Origin of the sequence: Streptomyces luteosporeus, from assembly GCF_039532865.1 — a bacterium.
Taxonomy (GTDB): Bacteria; Actinomycetota; Actinomycetes; order Streptomycetales; family Streptomycetaceae; genus Streptomyces; species Streptomyces luteosporeus.
On sequence record NZ_BAAASL010000012.1, the window covers coordinates 152,932 to 170,006 of the forward strand.

The following is a 17,075-nucleotide window of genomic DNA, read 5'->3' on the forward strand; positions in this document are numbered from 1 at the left end:
GGTGCCTTACGCCTGCGCGGCGCGGAAGCGGCGCAGCCGCAGGCTGTTGCCGACGACGAAGACCGAGGAGAAGGCCATCGCCGCGCCCGCGATCATCGGGTTGAGCAGGCCGGACGCGGCGAGCGGCAGGGCAGCCACGTTGTAGGCGAAGGCCCAGAAGAGGTTGGACTTGATGGTGGCGAGCGTCCGGCGGGCGAGCCGGATGGCGTCCGCCGCCACCCGCAGGTCGCCGCGCACCAGCGTCAGGTCGCCGGCCTCGATGGCCGCGTCGGTGCCGGTGCCCATCGCCAGGCCCAGGTCGGCACGGGCCAGGGCGGCCGCGTCGTTGACGCCGTCGCCGACCATCGCCACCGTACGGCCCTGCTCCTGCAGGCGCCGGACCACGTCGACCTTCTCCTCGGGCAGCACCTCGGCGATCACCTCGTCGATGCCGACCTCCGCGGCGACGGCCTCGGCCACGGCCCGGTTGTCGCCCGTGAGCAGGACGGGCGCGAGGCCCAGCGCGCGCAGCCGCCGCACGGCCTCGGCGCTGGTGTCCTTGACGGCGTCGGCGACCTCCAGCACCGCCCGCGCCCGGCCGTCGTAGGCGACGGCGACGGCCGTGCGCCCGGCGGCCTCGGCGGAGGCGACGGCCCGCGCCAGGTCGGCGGGCAGGGCGATGCCCGCGTCCGCCAGCAGCTTCGTACGGCCCACGAGGACGGTGCGGCCCTCGACCTCGCCGCGCACGCCCAGGCCCGGCACGTTGGCGAAGCCCTCGGCGCGCGGGAGGGTGCCCGTGCGCTCGGCGGCGCCGGCGGCGACGGCCCGGGCTATGGGGTGCTCGGAGGCGTGCTCCAGGGCGCCCGCCAGGCGCAGCGCCTCGCTTTCGTCGGTGTCCTCGGCGGTGCGGGTGCCCAGCAGCGTCATGCGGCCGGTGGTGACCGTACCGGTCTTGTCCAGCACGACGGTGTCGACCGCGCGGGTGCTCTCCAGGACCTCCGGGCCCTTGATGAGGATGCCGAGCTGGGCGCCGCGGCCGGTGCCGACCATCAGGGCGGTCGGCGTGGCCAGGCCCAGGGCGCAGGGGCAGGCGATGATGAGCACGGCCACCGCGGCGGTGAAGGCGGTGGTGGCGCCGGCGCCGGTGAGCAGCCAGTACGCGAGGGTGGCCAGGGCCAGGGCGATGACGGCCGGGACGAAGACGGCGGAGATGCGGTCGGCGAGGCGCTGGGCGGCGGCCTTGCCGTTCTGGGCGTCCTCGACCAGGCGGGCCATGCGGGCGAGCTGGGTGTCCGCGCCGACGCGGGTGGCGCGGACGACCAGCCGGCCGCCGGCGTTGATCGTCGCACCGGTGACGGTGTCGCCGACGCCGACCTCGACGGGCACGGACTCGCCGGTGAGCAGGGAGGCGTCGACGGCCGAGCCGCCCTCGACGACGGTGCCGTCGGTGGCGATCTTCTCGCCGGGCCGGACCACGAAGCGGTCGCCGACGGCCAGGTCGGCGGCCGGGATCCGCTGCTCGCGGCCGCCGCGCAGGACGGTCACCTCCTTGGCACCGAGCTCCAGCAGCGCCCGGAGCGCGGCTCCGGCGCGCCGCTTGGCGCGGGCCTCGAAGTAGCGCCCGGCCAGGATGAAGGCGGTCACGCCGGCCGCGGCCTCGAGGTAGATGTTCTCCGCGCCGTGGCCGCGTTCGACGGTGAAGGAGAAGGCGTGGCGCATGCCGGGCATCCCGGCGTCGCCGAGGAACAGGGCCCACACCGACCACAGGAAGGCGGCCGAGGTGCCGACCGAGACCAGGGTGTCCATGGTGGCGGCGCCGTGCCGGGCGTTGGTGAACGCCGCCCGGTGGAAGGGCCAGGCGCCGTAGACGACCACCGGCGCGGCCAGGGTCAGCGAGAGCCACTGCCAATAGGTGAACTGCCAGGCGGGGACCATCGCCAGCACGACCACCGGCAGCGCGAGGACGGCCGAGACGATCAGCCGGCGGCGCAAGCCGGCGCTCTCGTCGTCCCCTTCGCCTTCCCCTTCCCCGGCGGGTCCGCCGGGCCCGGCGGTCTTCGGGGCGGGCGGGGCGGCGGTGTAGCCGGTGGCCTCCACCGTGGCGACGAGGTCGGCGACGGTGACGTCGGCGCTGTGGGTGACCTGGGCCTTTTCCGTGGCGTAGTTGACGGTGGCGCTCACCCCGGCCATGCGGTTGAGCTTCTTCTCGATGCGCGCGGCGCACGAGGCGCAGGTCATCCCCCCGATGAGCAGTTCGGTGCCGAGGGCACCGGTGCCGGTGTCCGCAGGTGTGCCGCTGGTCGTGGTCGTCATGCTCGTGTCGCTCCTCGCCGGACGACGGGGCCGTACCCCCTCCGATACCCCTAGGGGGTATTTACGGTTTCCGTTATACCCCCCGGGTGTATCCCGTGCAAGGTGCGCAAACGCCGGGAGGCGGCCGCTTGCGCGACCGCCTCCCGGCATCAGGACCCCCGTCCTCAGCTCACCGCCTGCCTCACCAGGGCGGCGATGCGGGCCTCGACCTCACCGGTCACCTCGGTCAGGGCGAAGGCGGCCGGCCACATCGCGCCGTCGTCCAGGTGCGCCTGGTCGCTGAAGCCGAGGGTGGCGTAGCGGGACTTGAACTTCGCCGCGCTCTGGAAGAAGCAGACGATCTTGCCGTCGCGGGCGTAGGCCGGCATGCCGTACCAGAGCTTCGGCGCCAGGTCCGGGGCGCTGGCCGTGACGACGGCGTGGACGCGCTCGGCCATGATCCGGTCCGCCTCGTCCATCTCGGCGATCTTGGCGAGCACGTCCCGCTCCGCCTCCGCCGCCTTCTCCTCGCGCGACGCCCGGCGCGCGGCCTTCTTCTGCTCCTGCGCGTGCTCCTTCATCGCGGCCCGCTCCTCGGGCGTGAACCCCTCGTACGCGCCGCTGCCCGTGCTGCTCATCATCGCTCCTGTCCGTCGATCACTGTGACCACAGCTTCTGTGACCAAAGCTTCTATGACCACAGCTTCCCCCGTCCCGGCCGCGGTCCGCCTCCGTGCTCACCACGGAAACCCCCACGGAAACCCTCAGGCGAAACCCTCCCGGAGCGCCGCGGGCGCGAGCCCGAGGCCGGCGAGCGCGGCCCGGGCGTCCGGGTGCCCGGCGAGTACGGCCGGAGGGCCGGCGCCGGGCGCGCCGAGGCGGCCGCGTACCGGGACAGCGCCCGGCGGTCCGTCACCTGCACCTTGCGCAGCAGGGAGGAGACGTGCGACTCGACGGTGCGCACCGAGATGAACAGCTGGGCGGCGATCTCCGCGTTGCTCAGGTTCTGCCCGAGCAGCGCGAGCACGTCGGCCGGCCTGACGGGCCCGACGAGGGCCTACGCGCCCACGCGCATCAGCAGGTGCCCCCGGCGGTACCGCTCGCCCTCGACCGGCTCCCGCAGCATCCGCCCGACCTCGGCGAACCCGGCGTCGCGGGTCAGCCGGGCCAGCTCGTCGACCGGCCACCGGTAGGCCGTCGTCACCTTGTGGCCGAACGCCGTGACCGGATCGCCCTCCGACTCGAAGAAGGCGAGCAGGAGATGACCCCCGGGCGCGAGGACGCGCCGGAACTCGGCGAGGTACGCGGGCAGGTCGTGCGGCGGGGTGTGGATGACCGAGTACCAGGAGGCGATGCCGCTCAGCGTGCCGTCGGCCAGGTCCAGGTCGTCCATGGAGCCGACCTCGAAGCGCAGGTCCGGGTAGGCCTCACGGGCGAGGCCGATCATCACCGGCGACAGGTCGACGCCGAAGGCGTCCAGCCCCAGATCCCGCAGGTGCGCGGTCGTCTGCCCCGGGCCGCAGCCCAGTTCGGCGACGGGCCCGCCGCCGGCGGCCCGCACGAGGTCGGCGAACGCGGCGAGTATCGCGCGGTCCAGCGGCAGGGTGTCGAGCGCGTCGCGGACGAACGCGGCGTAGCGGACGGCGACGGCGTCGTAGGCGTCCACGGTGGTGCGCAGGTGGGAGGAGCGTTCGGTCATGACCGAGGACACTAGACCCCGCCCCGGCCCTACAGCTGCAGGCCCCCCAGGCGCCCTTCGAGGTGGACGAGCAGCCGGGCCAGGGTGCCGGCCAGCTCCTCCTGCCGCTCCCGGCCCAGGCCCGTCAGCAGGTCCTGCTCGTAGGCCAGTTGCTGCGGCACGAGCCGGTCGATGAGCTCGCGGCCCGCGTCCGTGAGCGAGAGGTGGGCCACGCGCCGGTCGCGCTCGTCGGGCCGGCGGGCGAGGAGCCCGCGCTCCTCCAGCACCCGTACGCGCTTGGTGACGGCGGCGCCCGAGGCGAAGGTCTCCCGGGCGATCTGGCCCGGGGTCAGCTCGCCGCCCGTGCGCCGCAGGGTGCCCAGGATGTCGAACTCCGCGCGGGCCAGCCCCTCGCGGGCCAGCGGCGCGTCGGCCGCCTGCTGGAGCAGGGCGGCGCACCGGTTGAGACGGCCGATCACGGCCATCGGGGCGGTGTCGAGGCCCGGGCTGACCTGCTGCCACTGGCGCAGCACGCGCGCGACGACGTCCTCCGCGGCGGCGCCGGTGGCCTCGCCGGCTCCTTCGTTCCTGGCCGCCTCGGCGTCCCGGTCCACGTTCTCGATCCTCTCCGGTGGGTGCTCCGGCTCCGATTCTGCCGTGGCCCGTCCCACGGCGCGGCGCCGGGCGCCCGGTAGGGGCGCGGGGCAGGATCGATCTGCGGCTCCGCCGCGCGGGCGCGACAAGCCACGACGTGCCCGCAGCCGACGTGCCGCTCAGTTCCCCGCGCCCCTACGGGGCGCTGCTCGCCGGTGCCCGTCCGTGGAGGGCGGCCAGCACGCGGTGGCCCTCGTGTTCCTCCCGGGAGGCCCGGGCGGCCCGGGCGGCGGCCGGTGCCGGCTGCCACCACTCGCCCGCGGCGACGTCCGCCGCGGTGCGCAGCTCCACGAGCGCGGCCGCGAGCCGGTCGCGCGCCTGCTCCCGGTCGACGGCTGCGTGCAGCCGGGCGGCCGCGGCGGCGTGGCGTGCGGCACGGGCGCGCACCAGGGCCGCCTCGGCGCGGCGGGTGGCCCGCCGGTTGGTGACCGCGGCGCACGCCAGCAGGCCCACGGCGCAGCCGACGAGGGTGTCGGTCCACCGGTCGGCGACCAGGCCGCCCGCGGGGTGCGGCGCGGCGAACTCGCCGAGCAGCAGGGCCATCGGGGTGACGCAGACGCTGCCGAGCCAGTAGTTGCGCGAGATGAGCGCCTCGGCGCCGAACTGCAGGGCGAGCGAGAGGCCGACCAGGGCGGCGGCGCCCGTACGGGCCACCGGCAGCAGGGCGGTGAACAGGGCCAGCCCGAGGAGGTTGCCGAGCGCGCGCTGCACGGCGCGCTGCCACGACAGCGTGGTGTTGGGCTGGACGACGGAGGCGGCGCTGACCACGGCCCAGTACGGGTGGGCGCTGCCCAGCGCGAGCGAGGCCCACCCGGCGAGGGCGGCGCCGAGCGCGACGCGGGCGGCGACGGGCAGCGGGGCCGTGCCGCGCAGGGCCGGCCCGGCGGCGCGGCCGACGGGGGCCAGGGCCGTCCGGTCGCGGCGTACGGCACGGGCCGCGGCCCGCAGCCGGACGGCCGCGGCGGCATCCGTCTCCCCGGTGGCAAGAGCGGCCAGGGCGGCCTCGGCCGAGGCCAGCGGCTGCGTCACCGGCGGCCGGCCGGCGACCGCGCGCCGGGCCGCGCCGATCGCCGTCACCGCGGCGTGCCGGGCCGCCGCCAGCTCGGCGGGGGTGGCCGCCTCCAGCAGCCGGGCCGGGGCGGCGAGGGCGCGGGCGACGGCGACGCGCTCCGGGCCGTGCGGCCGCCGGACCGCCGGGGCCATGCACACCAGCCAGGCCAGGGCCCCGGTGGCCGCCACCAGGGCGAGGTGGCCGGGGACGTCGCCCGGCCGCTGGGGGACGAAGAAGGCGCTCGAGGTGACGAAGGTCAGCACGACGTTGCCGGGCGGCCCGATCCCGCTCGCGTCGCACGCCGCCCGGTGCGCCGCCGCGACGAGGGCGGCGCCGAGGACGAGCACGGGCGCGGAGCCGGTCAGTGCGGAGCAGGTCAGTGCGGTGCCCACGCCGGCGAGGGTGCCGAGGACGACGCCGGCCAGGGCGCGGGCCCGCCGGGCGTAGGGCAGGTCGTGCCCGTAGAGCGCGCACAGGGCTCCGGCGGCGGTGTACAGCGCGAGGTCCAGGCGGCCGGCGGCCAGCAGGACGGCGTCGGGCACCGCCATCGCGACGACGGCGCTCAGGGCCGGCTTGTACCAGATGTCCGCGGCCGGGCGCAGCCGGACCAGGGCGGAGAAGTGCTTCGCCATGACCAAAAGATTAACAGGTGTTTTACTCGTGAAAGACTGCGTGAAAGGCTTCGGGAAAGAGTCCCCTGAGGGCGGCCTCCCGGCACTGCTCGGGAGTGCCCCACGCCGACCGCAGCGCCCGCGCCTTGCCCAGCCACAGCGACAACTCGTACTCGGCGGTATAGCCCATGGCCCCGTGCACCTGCAGCGCGCTGCGCGCCGCCGCGTACGCCGCCTCGCCCGCGGCCGCCTTGGCCGCCGCCACCTCGCCCGCAGCCGTCGCCGCACCCGAGGCCAGCGCCACGCCGGCCCCGTGCAGCAGGGGACGGGCGAACTCCAGGCCCACCAGCGTGTCCGCCAGCCGGTGCTTGACCGCCTGGAAGGACCCCACGGGCCGGCCGAACTGCGTACGCCGGCCGGCGTACGCCACCGCCTTGTCCAGCAGCGCCAGCCCCACGCCGAGCGCCTGCGCGGCGGTCGCGTAGGCCGCCCACACGGTGGCCCCCGCCGCGGCCTCGCGCACCGCGCGGCCCGTCGCGAGGACCTCCCCGCCGCCGTCCGGGACGGCCAGGCGCCGGGCGGGATCCACCGACGCCCGCACCGGGCCGTGGCCGGGGGCGAGCCGCAGCACGTCGCCCTCCACCACCAGCAGCGCGTCCGCGGCGTCCGCGTCCAGCGCCGACGGCCTCGCCCCGGGCGCCGCCAGCGTCAGCACCGCGCCGCCCGCGCACACCCGGGCCAGCCACCGGCGTGCCGGGCCCGCCTCGCCCGCCTCCGCCAGACGGGCCAGCAGCACCGCGGCCGCCACCGTCTCCACCAGCGGCCCCGGCGCGCAGTGCCGGCCCAGCGCGGTGAAGGCCACGCCCGCCTCGACGGGCAGCAGGCCCGCACCCCCGAATTCCTGCGGCACCGCGAGCGTGAACACCCCCGCGTCGGCGGCCCGCCGCCACACCGTGCGGCCCGGCCCGTGCTCGCCGCGTGCCCACGCCCGTACGGCCGCGGGCACCCCCGCCCCGGCCAGGACCCGCTCCAGCAGCTGCTCGAAGTCCCGTTGCTCGGCGTCCAGGGAGAACCTCATGCGCACCTCATCCGCGCCGTCCTTTCGGCAGCCCCAGCAGCCGTTCGGCGATCACATCGCGCTGGATCTCGTTCGTGCCGGCGTAGATCGGCCCCGCGAGGGCGAAGAGCCAGCCCTCCGCCCACGGTTGCCCCGCCACTTCGCCCTCGGGGCCCAGCAGGTCCAGCGCCGTCTCGTGCAGGGCGAGGTCCAGCTCGGACCAGAAGACCTTCGTCACACTGGCCTGTGCACCCGGCGCCGACGGCGGGCGGGACGCCTGTGCGTACCCGTACAACTGGTAGGCGCGGGCCCGGATCAGCGCGTCGGCGACCCGCTCGCGCAGGGCCGGGTCGCTGCCGCGGGCGCGCCACAGGGCGGCCAGGCGCCGCGCGGCGGCGCTAAAGCGGCCGGGGCTGCGCAGCGTCAGCCCGCGCTCGCTGCCCACCGTGCTCATGGCCACCCGCCAGCCCTGCCCGGGCTCGCCCACCACGTCCTCGTCGGGCACGAAGACGTCGTCCAGGAAGATCTCGGCGAAGGCCGGCCTGCCGTCCAGGCGGCCGACGGGCCGCACCGTCACGCCCGGCGCGCGTAGCGGGAACAGCAGGTACGTCAGGCCCTCGTGCGGCCGCCCCGCGCGCGGATGGCTGCGGAACAGCCCGAAGGCGCGGTCGGCGAACGCGGCCCGCGACGACCACGTCTTGTGGCCGCGCAGCAGCCAGCCGCCGCCGGTGCGCACGGCGGCCGAGCGCAGCGAGGCGAGGTCGGAACCGGCCTCCGGTTCGGACCACGCCTGCGCCCAGACCTCTTCGCCGCTCGCCATCGCCGGCAGGATCCGCGCCCGCTGCGCGGGCGTGCCGTGCGCGAAGAGGGTCGGCGCGAGCAGCTGGGTGCCGTTCTGCGAGACCCGGGCCGGGGCGCCGGCCGCCCAGTACTCCTCCTCGAAGAGCAGCCACTGCAGCAGGGAGCAGCCCTGCCCGCCGTACTCCTGCGGCCAGGAGACCACCGACCAGCCGGCCTCGTGCAGCGTCCGCTCCCAGGCGCGGTGGGCGGCGAAGCCCGCCTCGGTCTCCAGCGACGGCAGCGGCTCCGGCGGCACGTGGGCCGCGAGCCATGCGCGGGCTCCGGCGCGCAGCGCGGCGTCCTCGGGCGCGAGGTCGAGGTCCATTCAGGTGCCCTTCCGGGCGTCCTTCGCGGCGCGGGCCATGGCCTTGGCGTCCAGGCCGGCCAGCGGGTCCGCGGAGGTCTCGGCGTTGTGCGCGTGGGCGAGGTGGTGCAGCGCGAACGCCGCGTCCAGGCCCGTGTGCAGGCCCTGCAGGTCCTCGGCCTGGTTCACGGCGCGCTTGGCGAGCGCGAGCCCCAGGCGCGGCATGGCGGCCACGCGCTCGGCCAGCCGGCGGGTGGCGGCGGCGAGTTCGGCGCGCGGCACCACGCGGTTGACCATGCCCAGCTCGTGCGCGCGCCGGGCGTCCATCCGGTCGCCGGTGTACAGCAGCTCCTTCGCGACGCGCGGCGGCAGCACCCACGGGTGCGCGAAGTACTCGACGCCGGGAATGCCCATGCGCACCACCGGGTCGGCGAAGAAGGCGTCGTCGGCGGCGACGATCAGGTCGCACACCCAGGCCAGCATCAACCCGCCCGCCACGCACGCCCCCTGCACGCTCGCGATCAGCGGCTTGGGCAGCTCGCGCCAGCGCCGGCACATGCCCAGGTAGACCTCCGCCTCGCGGGCGAAGCGCTGCTCGGCACCCGCCTTGTCCGCGTGGTCCCACCACAGCCCGGCCACGCGCGCGTGCGGCAGGTGGGCGTCGCGCTGGGGGGTGCCGATGTCGTGACCGGCCGAGAAGTGCTTCCCGGCGCCGGCCAGGACGACCACCTTGACGCTGTCGTCGGCCGCCGCCGCGTACAGCGCCTCGTCCAGGGCGTAGGTCATCGCGGAGTTCTGGGCGTTGCGGTACGCGGGCCGGTTCATGGTGACCGTGGCCACCGGGCCCAGCCGCTCGTAGCGCACCACGGGCTCGGCCGACGGGACGTCAAGAAGCCTGTTGTCGCGGGATGTTGGGTCAGCGGACATGAACCGTCCTTCCCTAACAAGTGTTTGGTAGGTTACCGTACGGCCATGAGCAGCGTCGAGGTGCCGTCCTACGTGCCCGGCCACGGCTTGCTCGCCGGCCGCGCCGCCGTCGTCACCGCCGCCGCCGGCACCGGCATCGGCGGGGCCACCGCCCGCCGCTTCCTGGAGGAGGGCGCACACCTCGTCCTCGGCGACGCCCACGAACGCCGCCTCGCGCAGACCGTGGACGCGCTCGCCGGCGAGTTCGGCGCCGACCGCGTCACCGGCACCCCCTGCGACGTCACCGACGAACACCAGGTCGCCGGCCTCCTCGACCTCGCCGAGGCCCGCCACGGCCCCCTCGACGTCCTCGTCAACAACGCCGGGCTCGGCGGCACCGCCGAGCTGGCCGACATGACCGACGAGCAGTGGCACCGCGTCCTGGAGACCACCCTGACCGGCACCTTCCGCTGCACCCGCGCCGCCCTGCGCCGGATGCGGGCCCACGGGCGGGGCGGCGTCGTCGTCAACAACGCCTCCGTCGCCGGCTGGCGCGCCCAGCGCGGCCAGGCCCACTACGCGGCCGCCAAGGCCGGCGTCATGGCCCTCACCCGCTGCGCGGCCCTGGAGGCGGCCGACTTCCACGTGCGCGTCAACGCCGTCGCGCCCAGCCTCGCCGCCCACCCCCACCTGGCCAAGGTCACCACGCCCGCCCTGCTGGAGGAGCTCACCGCGCGCGAGGCCTTCGGCCGGGCCGCCGAGCCGTGGGAGGTCGCCAACGTCGTCGTCTTCCTCGCCAGCGACTACTCCTCGTACATGACCGGCGAGACCGTCTCCGTCAGCAGCCGCCACCCGTGACGGACAATGGCCGCGTGCCCACCACGACCCCCAGGCCCCACCCCGGGCGCCGCACCGAACTGCTGGCGACGGCGGCGTCCGTCTTCGCCGAGCACGGCTACAGCGCCACCACCGTCCGCCGCATCGCCGACGAGGCGGGGATCCTCGCCGGCAGCCTCTACTACCACTTCGACTCCAAGGAGTCGATGCTCGACGAGATCCTCTCCGCCTTCCTCGACGAGCTGTGGGCCGGCTACGACGCCGTCCTCGCCGCCGGCCTGGCGCCCCGCGAGACCCTGCGGGCCCTGGTCACCGAGTCCTTCCGGGAGATCGACCGGCACCGCGCCGCCGTCGCCATCTACCAGCGCGAGGCGCGCCACCTGGCCGGCCACCCGCGCTTCGGCTACCTCGCCGCCTCCCAGGAGCGCTTCGAGCGCATGTGGCTGAAGGTGCTGCGGCGCGGCGTCGCCGAGCACGCCTTCCGCGCCGACCTCGACGTCCGGCTCGCCTACCGCTTCCTGCGCGACACCGTGTGGGTCGCCGCCTCCTGGTACCGGCCGGACGGCACCCACGGCCCCGAGGAGATCGCCGAGCAGTACCTGTCCATCGTCCTGGAGGGCATCGCCCTGCGCGAGTGAGGAGGAGAGACGGTCATGGCCGAGGCCTACATCGCAGGAGCCGTACGCACCCCCGTCGGACGGCGGGGCGGGGGCCTCGCCGGCGCCCACCCCGCCGACCTGGCGGCCCACGTCATCACCGAACTCCTGCGCCGCACCGGCGCCGACCCGGCCGCCGTCGACGACGTGGTCCTCGGCTGCCTGGACACCGTCGGCCCGCAGGCCGGCGACATCGCCCGCACCGCCTGGCTCGCCGCCGGCCTGCCCGAACACGTCCCCGGCGTCACCGTCGACCGGCAGTGCGGCTCCGGCCAGCAGGCCGTCCACTTCGCCGCCCAGGCCGTGCTCTCCGGCACCCAGGACCTCGTCGTCGCCGGCGGCACCCAGAGCATGTCGCAGGTCCCCATCGGCTACGCCTTCCACCGCGCCGCCGAACCCCTGGGCCTGGTCCAGGGCCCCTTCGCCGGCTCCCGCGGCTGGCGCGCCCGCTACGGCGAGCAGCCCGTGAACCAGTTCCACGGCGCGGAGCTGATCGCCGACCAGTGGGGCATCACCCGCGAGCAGATGGAGGAGTACGCCCTGCGCTCCCACCGGCGGGCCGTGCAAGCCGCCGACGAAGGGCGCTTCACCCGCGAGACCGCCGCGTACGAGGGCGTGGGCGCCGACGAGGGCCCGCGCCGGGACACCTCGGCGGCGGCCATGGCCGCCCTGCGCACCGTGGTGCCCGGCGGGCGGCTGACCGCGGCCGTCTCCTCGCAGGTCTCCGACGGCGCGGCGGTACTGCTCCTCGCGAGCGAACGGGCCGTGCACGAGCACGGGCTCACCCCGCGCGCCCGCATCCACCACCTCTCCGCCCTGGGCGAGGACCCGATCCGCATGCTCACCGCGCCCATCCCCGCCACGGCCCGCGCCCTGGAGCGCACGGGCCTCGGCGTCGACGACATCGACCTCTTCGAGGTCAACGAGGCGTTCGCGCCGGTGGTCCTGGCATGGCTGAAGGAGACGGGCGCCGACCCCGGGCGCGTCAACGTCAACGGCGGCGCCATCGCGCTGGGCCACCCGCTGGGCGCCACCGGGGCGCGCCTGATGACGACGCTCCTGCACGAACTGGAGCGCACCGGCGGCCGCTACGGCCTGCAGACGATGTGCGAGGGCGGCGGGCAGGCGAACGTGACGGTCATCGAGCGGCTGTAGGCGCGTCCTTGCGCGGGCCGACCGTGACCTGGAGCCGTCCGTCCGGCGCGACGCGCGCGGTGATCCCGGTGAGGTCCGCCACCGTCGCGTCCGCCTCGAGGTCCTCGGCGGCATGGGTGGTCGTCACGGCGATGGTCGTCATGCCCGCCGCCCGCCCGGAGGCCAGCCCGGCGGGGGAGTCCTCGACGACGGCGCAGCGGGCCGGGTCGAGGCCGAGTCGTTGCGCCGCCAGGAGGAAGGGCTCCGGGTGGGGCTTGTGACGGGTGGTGTCGTCGACGGTGACGAGCACCTCGGGCAGCAGCCCCAGCCGGGCCAGGCGCGCCTCGGCGACGCGGCGGGCGCCGGAGGTCACCACGGCCCAGCGGTCCGCGGGCAGCGAGGCGATGAGCTCGGCGGCCCCGGCGACCGCGGTGACGTTGCCGGCCAGCGCGTCCGCCACCTCCGCCTCCTCCAGGCGCCGCACGGCGCCGGCCACGTCGGGGCCGGGCAGGAGGTCGGCGATGATCGCCCGGGCGGGCCGGCCGTGGATCGGCACCCGGGCCTTGACCTCGTCGAGGCTTATGCCGTACGACTGCGCCCACTGCCGCCATACGCGGGAGACCAGGCGCGTCGAGACCACCGTGTCATCACTGTCGAATAAAAGAGCGTCAACCGAAAAGTGCACGAGTGCGGAGCGTACCGGGTGCTCAGCCCGTCGGCGGTCGCGGCAGGCCGATCGGGTTCGGGAAGCGCAAGGCCGCCGTGCACGCGTGCGCCAAGGGCAGGAGAGCGGCCGCCAGTTCGGCGTCCGGCGCTCCCTCCAGCGCGCGCCCCGCCGCCCGGTCCGTCGCCTCCTCCACGCCGGCCAGCAGCTCCCGTCCCGCCTGTGTCACCCGTGCGTCCGCGCCGAGCAGGCCCCGTGCCGCCAGCCGGCGCGCGGCCGCCTCCCACTCCTCGTCCGTCCAGCCCCGGTACGGCTGCAGCTCGGAGCGGGGCACGTCGCTGCCCGCCCGGAGCACCAGGGACTCGCAGCCGTCGAGGCCGGCGGCGACGAGGGCCGCCACGTGGCCGTCGCCGCGGTGTTCGCGCAGCACCGTCGCCGCCTGCCACAGCCGCTCCAGCGGGTCGTCCGGCAGCGCGAGGGCGGCATTGGCGGCGGCCAGGACGCGCCCGGCGCAGTCCAGCCCGTCCACCACCGTGCCCAGCAGCCCGGCCGCCCGTACGGTCTCCTTCTCGTGCCCGGCCAGCAGGCGGCCCAGCGCGGCGCGGGCGCCCGTGCGCCGCAGCTCCAGCGCGGCGTGCGGGGGCACCGTGTCCCAGACCGCGGGCAGGGCGCGGGCCACCGTGGCGGGGGCGAAGCCGAAGAAGGAGGCGGTCACCTGAGCCGGACCGGCGGCGCCCAGCGGGGCGGCGCGGCCGGCGAAGTAGGCGCGCCACCAGCCGCGCAGCCCCGCCTCGTGGAAGGCCGCCGGCCCCTCGGGCGCGAAGTAGGTCACGGCGTGCACCGGTTCGAAGAGCTGCCACAGCGAGCGGGCGTCCGGCACGGGGCCTCCTTCGGGTGCGGTCACGGTCGGGGCAAGCCTCGCAGAGTCGCGCAGGCCTGCGCCATCACCCGCTCCACGAGCTCCGCCACGCTCGGCAGGTCGTCGATGACGCCCGCGACCTGCCCCGCCGCCATCACCCCGGCCTCCACCCGGCCCTCCACCATGGCCGCCCGCAGCAGCATCGGCGCGTTCGCCGCCAGCAGCACCTGGCTCCACGTCAGGTCCCGGGAGCGCTTCATGGCCCACCCGTCGCGCAGCAGCTCCCTGCGGCGCATGCCGGTCAGCCGGCGGAAGGCGGCCGCGTGCCGCAGGGCCCGTACGAACGTCCCCGCGCGCCCGGCCCGTTCGAGGCCGGTGACGAAGGGCGTGCGCAGCATCCGGTGCGGCAGCCCGTCGACCTTGGTGGTGACGGTGACGTCCCGCACACCGGCCGCCAGGTAGGCGGCCTTGACGGCTGCCGGCACGGTGCTCTCGGCCGTGAGCAGGAAGCGGGTGCCCATGGCGATGCCGCAGGCGCCGTAGGCGAGGGCGGCCGCCAGCCCGCGTCCGTCGTGGAAACCGCCGGCGGCGACCACGGGGACGTCCACCGCGTCGAGGACCTGCGGCAGGAGCACCCCGGTGGCCACCGGCCCGGTGTGCCCGCCGCCCTCGGTGCCCTGCACCACGAGCGCGTCCGCGCCCCAGGCGGCGACCTTCTCCGCGTGCCGCCGGCTGCCCACGGTGGGCACGACCACCACTCCGGCGTCCTTGAGGCGGGCGATCAGCTGCGGGACGGGGGCCAGCGCGAAGGAGGCGACCTTCACCCCCTCCTGCACCAGGATCGCGCAGCGCTCGGCCGCGTCCGCCGCGTCCGCGCGCAGGTTGACGCCGAAGGGCCGGCCGGTGCGCGAGGCGACCTCGCGCACCGCGGCGCGCAGGGCGGCCGGGGACAGGGTGGCCCCGCCGAGGATGCCCAGGGCACCGGCCTCGGCCGTGGCCGCCACGAGGCGGGGGCCGGCCACCCAGCCCATGCCCGTCTGCACGAGGGGATGGGTGACGCCGGTCAGCCGGGTCAGCGCGGTGGGCAGGACGGGCGCGCTCACCGGGGCACCTCCTTCTCGCGCAGGCCCCCGGGATCCAGCACCTCGCGGATCAGGTGCAGTTCGGCCGGGGTGGGCTCGCGGGTGCGCGGTGCGCCGGCGGGGACGTCGAGGGGGAATCCGGTGGCCCGCCGCACCTCCTCGGGCGTGACGTCCGGGTGCAGCGAGCGGACGCGCAGGCGGCCGTCGGGGGTGGCGAAGTCCAGTACGGCCAGGTCGGTGACCACGCGGCGCAGGCAGTGGTGGCGCGTGGCGGACGGGCCGGCCGCGGTCGCGCGGTCGTTGCCGACCCCGCAGACCATGTCGACGTGCTCGACCATCACGCGCGGGGAGTGCCGGGGGATCCAGTAGCTGGTGGGGTGGTTGAGCGTGTTGACCGGCGCCCCGCGCACGCCCAGCAGCTGCCGGGCGGGCCGCTCCCAGTCACCGATGCAGCTGATGTTCTGGTTGCCGTAGCGGTCGAGCTGGCTCGCGCCCATCATCACGTGCCGCCGGCCGCCCATGGCCAGGCCCAGGTGGCGCCGGTACGGCAGCCAGCCCTCGGCGACCCGCGCCCGGGCGCCGACGGCGGGCACGTCGGCGACCAGCAGCGCCTCGCCGTCCGTCAGCAGCAGGTCGGGGGCGAAGGTCAGCCGGGCCAGCCGGGCCGCGATGGTGGGGATCAGGCCCATGGGCGCGGCCAGGACCTCGCCGTCGCCGCGCCAGGTCTCCGCGCACGCCACCACGCAGATCTCCGCCCGGCTCGCCGGCCCCGTGCCGCTCACGCCGCCTCCCGTGCGTCGGCGGCGACCGCGGCCCGGTACTCCTCCTCGTCCCCCGACAAAAAGCGCGCCGTGAACGCGCGCCACGCCGCGGGGTCGGCGGCCGCCCGGGCGTACGCGGCCTGGAAGCGCTCGTCCCGCCCGTAGTCGGGCACGCAGGAGGTGAAGTGGGCGCCCTGCGGCGCCTCGATCACCCCGGTGACGCAGTGCCGCTGGATCAGCAGGCTCTGCGGACCCCCGGCCGCCGCGAACTCCTCCGGCTCCACGACGCGTTCGCAGCTGACGTACGCCTCGCGCGCGGCCTCGCAGAACAGGTCGTCGAAGTACGGGTCGGGGCCCAGGTACTGGGCGTTGCCGCGGGCGTCGGCGCGGTTGAGGTGGACCAGGGCCGCGTCCAGGGCCAGGGCGGGCACCGCGACCAGCTCCTCGCCGTCCTCGTACGGGGAGAGGACGGTGCGCAGCTGCGGGTTGACCCGCAGCACGTCCGAGCCCAGGCCCGCCCGCACCGGCAGGAACGGCAGGCGGTGCGCGGCCGCGGTCAGCCCCCACATCACCATCGCCTCGTCCAGCTCGGTCATCTCCAGCTCGCCGCGCTCCCGGGCCGCGCGGAAGTGCGGCTCCAGGGGGATGGAGTCGAGGGTGACGAAGGCCGTGACCAGCCGGCGAATGCGGCCGGCGGCCGCCAGCAGCCCGACGTCCGGGCCGCCGAAGGAGACCACCGTCAGGTCCGTCACGGACGACCGCAGCAGGGCCCGCACCAGCGCCATCGGCTTGCGGCGCGAGCCCCAGCCGCCGATGCCGATCGTCATGCCGTCCGCCAGGCGGGCCACGGCCTCGTCGGCGGTCATCGTCTTGTCGGCGGTCACGACGGCTCCTTTCCACGGTGACGGCTGACGAAGGCGTCGCGGTGCCGGTCGCCGGCGCCCGCGAGCGTCGCCTCGAAGGTGAAGCCCTGTTCGTAGCGGTAGCTGCGGCGCACGTCGACGGGGTCGATGCCGTTGAGCGCGGCCTTGGCCAGGCGCAGCAGCACGCCGTCCTTGGCCGCGATCTCCCGGGCCAGGGCGAGGGCCGCGCCGGCCAGTTCCGGGCGCGGCACCACGCGCCAGATCGCGCCGTGGCCGTGCAGTTCGCGGGCGGTGAGGGTGCGCGAGGTGAAGAAGAGGGTGCGCATCAGGTGCTGCGGGACGAGCCGCGCCAGGTGGGTGGCGGCCCCCAGCGCGCCGCGGTCCAGCTCGGGCAGGCCGAAGACGGCGTCGTCGGAGGCGACCAGGGCGTCCGCGGTGCCGGCCAGGCCGATGCCGCCGCCCAGGCAGTGGCCGTGCACGGCGGCGACGACCGGGACGGGGCAGTCGTAGACGGCGGAGAACGCCTCCGCGCAGGCGCGGTTGACGGCCACCAGCGCGGCGTGGCCGGCGGGGCGCTGCAGTTCCTTGAGGTCGACGCCGGCGTTGAAGCCGCGCCCGGCGGCGGCCAGGACGACGCAGTTGACGGCCGGTTCGGCGCCGGCGGCGCGCACCGCGTCCGCCAGGGCGTGCCAGCCGACGACGGGGAGGGCGTTGACGGGCGGGAAGTCGACGGTCACGACGGCGATGCCGCGCTCCGGGCGTGCGGTGGAGATGCCCATGGGCTACCTTTTCACCAAACATTTGTTAGGTGTACCGGTCGCTGTCGACGGTAGCAGCCGCCCGGTCGC

18 protein-coding genes are annotated in these 17,075 nt (G+C 76.2%); 3 read left to right on the forward strand and 15 right to left on the reverse strand.

Annotation, left to right across the window (positions count from 1 at the left end):
• Nucleotides 1-6 precede the first annotated feature (6 nt).
• The 9 genes from ABD361_RS17815 to ABD361_RS17855 form a co-directional block, all read right to left on the reverse strand.
• A complete protein-coding gene (locus ABD361_RS17815; protein ID WP_344436353.1) occupies nucleotides 7-2,292 on the reverse strand; it encodes a heavy metal translocating P-type ATPase in 2,286 nt (761 codons plus the stop codon).
• A gap of 164 nt (nucleotides 2,293-2,456) precedes the next feature.
• Nucleotides 2,457-2,909, reverse strand: coding sequence for an iron chaperone (locus tag ABD361_RS17820; RefSeq protein WP_344436445.1), 453 nt, complete (start codon nucleotides 2,907-2,909; stop codon nucleotides 2,457-2,459).
• Between the two features lie 52 nt (nucleotides 2,910-2,961).
• Nucleotides 2,962-3,297 (reverse strand): response regulator transcription factor, encoded by a 336-nt coding sequence (locus ABD361_RS17825; protein WP_344436354.1) that lies wholly within the window; start codon nucleotides 3,295-3,297, stop codon nucleotides 2,962-2,964.
• 30 nt (nucleotides 3,298-3,327) lie between these two features.
• Nucleotides 3,328-3,969, reverse strand: a complete 642-nt coding sequence (locus tag ABD361_RS17830) for a class I SAM-dependent methyltransferase (RefSeq protein ID WP_344436356.1) — start codon at nucleotides 3,967-3,969, stop codon at nucleotides 3,328-3,330.
• Between the two features lie 29 nt (nucleotides 3,970-3,998).
• Nucleotides 3,999-4,481, reverse strand: coding sequence for a MarR family winged helix-turn-helix transcriptional regulator (locus ABD361_RS17835; protein WP_344436447.1), 483 nt, complete (start codon nucleotides 4,479-4,481; stop codon nucleotides 3,999-4,001).
• A 256-nt stretch (nucleotides 4,482-4,737) separates the two neighbouring features.
• Complete coding sequence (locus ABD361_RS17840; protein WP_344436357.1) at nucleotides 4,738-6,285, reverse strand: FUSC family protein; 1,548 nt, start codon at nucleotides 6,283-6,285, stop codon at nucleotides 4,738-4,740.
• 22 nt (nucleotides 6,286-6,307) lie between these two features.
• On the reverse strand, nucleotides 6,308-7,342 hold the full coding sequence (locus ABD361_RS17845; protein WP_344436358.1) for an acyl-CoA dehydrogenase family protein: 1,035 nt from the start codon (nucleotides 7,340-7,342) through the stop codon (nucleotides 6,308-6,310).
• A gap of 7 nt (nucleotides 7,343-7,349) precedes the next feature.
• Nucleotides 7,350-8,486, reverse strand: a complete 1,137-nt coding sequence (locus ABD361_RS17850) for an acyl-CoA dehydrogenase family protein (RefSeq protein ID WP_344436359.1) — start codon at nucleotides 8,484-8,486, stop codon at nucleotides 7,350-7,352.
• Nucleotides 8,487-9,392 carry an enoyl-CoA hydratase gene (locus tag ABD361_RS17855; protein ID WP_344436360.1) on the reverse strand — a complete coding sequence of 302 codons (906 nt, stop codon included), beginning with the start codon at nucleotides 9,390-9,392 and terminating at the stop codon, nucleotides 8,487-8,489.
• Nucleotides 9,393-9,437: 45 nt separating this feature from the next.
• On the opposite strand from ABD361_RS17855, the gene ABD361_RS17860 reads away from it, so the two are divergent.
• Genes ABD361_RS17860 through ABD361_RS17870 form a run of 3 tightly spaced genes read left to right on the forward strand, consistent with a single transcriptional unit; the run spans nucleotide 9,438 to nucleotide 12,019 of the window.
• Nucleotides 9,438-10,229 carry an SDR family oxidoreductase gene (locus tag ABD361_RS17860; protein WP_344436362.1) on the forward strand — a complete coding sequence of 264 codons (792 nt, stop codon included), beginning with the start codon at nucleotides 9,438-9,440 and terminating at the stop codon, nucleotides 10,227-10,229.
• Nucleotides 10,230-10,243: 14 nt separating this feature from the next.
• Nucleotides 10,244-10,846: a TetR/AcrR family transcriptional regulator gene (locus ABD361_RS17865; protein WP_344436363.1), complete on the forward strand. Its 603-nt coding sequence runs from the start codon at nucleotides 10,244-10,246 to the stop codon at nucleotides 10,844-10,846.
• A 15-nt stretch (nucleotides 10,847-10,861) separates the two neighbouring features.
• Nucleotides 10,862-12,019, forward strand: a complete 1,158-nt coding sequence (locus ABD361_RS17870) for an acetyl-CoA C-acetyltransferase (RefSeq protein WP_344436364.1) — start codon at nucleotides 10,862-10,864, stop codon at nucleotides 12,017-12,019.
• Here the strand turns inward: ABD361_RS17870 and ABD361_RS17875 are convergent.
• Genes ABD361_RS17875 through ABD361_RS17900 form a run of 6 tightly spaced genes read right to left on the reverse strand, consistent with a single transcriptional unit; the run spans nucleotide 12,003 to nucleotide 17,006 of the window.
• Nucleotides 12,003-12,683, reverse strand: a complete 681-nt coding sequence (locus ABD361_RS17875; RefSeq protein ID WP_344436365.1) for an HAD-IA family hydrolase — start codon at nucleotides 12,681-12,683, stop codon at nucleotides 12,003-12,005. The genes ABD361_RS17870 and ABD361_RS17875 overlap by 17 nt on opposite strands.
• A 22-nt stretch (nucleotides 12,684-12,705) precedes the next feature.
• Nucleotides 12,706-13,542 carry an SCO6745 family protein gene (locus tag ABD361_RS17880; protein WP_344436366.1) on the reverse strand — a complete coding sequence of 279 codons (837 nt, stop codon included), beginning with the start codon at nucleotides 13,540-13,542 and terminating at the stop codon, nucleotides 12,706-12,708.
• Between the two features lie 20 nt (nucleotides 13,543-13,562).
• Nucleotides 13,563-14,609: an NAD(P)H-dependent flavin oxidoreductase gene (locus ABD361_RS17885; protein ID WP_344436448.1), complete on the reverse strand. Its 1,047-nt coding sequence runs from the start codon at nucleotides 14,607-14,609 to the stop codon at nucleotides 13,563-13,565.
• 11 nt (nucleotides 14,610-14,620) lie between these two features.
• Nucleotides 14,621-15,385, reverse strand: a complete 765-nt coding sequence (locus ABD361_RS17890) for a CoA-transferase subunit beta (RefSeq protein WP_344436368.1) — start codon at nucleotides 15,383-15,385, stop codon at nucleotides 14,621-14,623.
• Complete coding sequence (locus ABD361_RS17895; RefSeq protein ID WP_344436449.1) at nucleotides 15,382-16,230, reverse strand: CoA transferase subunit A; 849 nt, start codon at nucleotides 16,228-16,230, stop codon at nucleotides 15,382-15,384. The genes ABD361_RS17890 and ABD361_RS17895 overlap by 4 nt, the downstream gene beginning before the upstream one ends.
• A gap of 14 nt (nucleotides 16,231-16,244) precedes the next feature.
• Nucleotides 16,245-17,006, reverse strand: a complete 762-nt coding sequence (locus ABD361_RS17900) for an enoyl-CoA hydratase family protein (protein WP_344436369.1) — start codon at nucleotides 17,004-17,006, stop codon at nucleotides 16,245-16,247.
• Nucleotides 17,007-17,075: the final 69 nt, after the last annotated feature.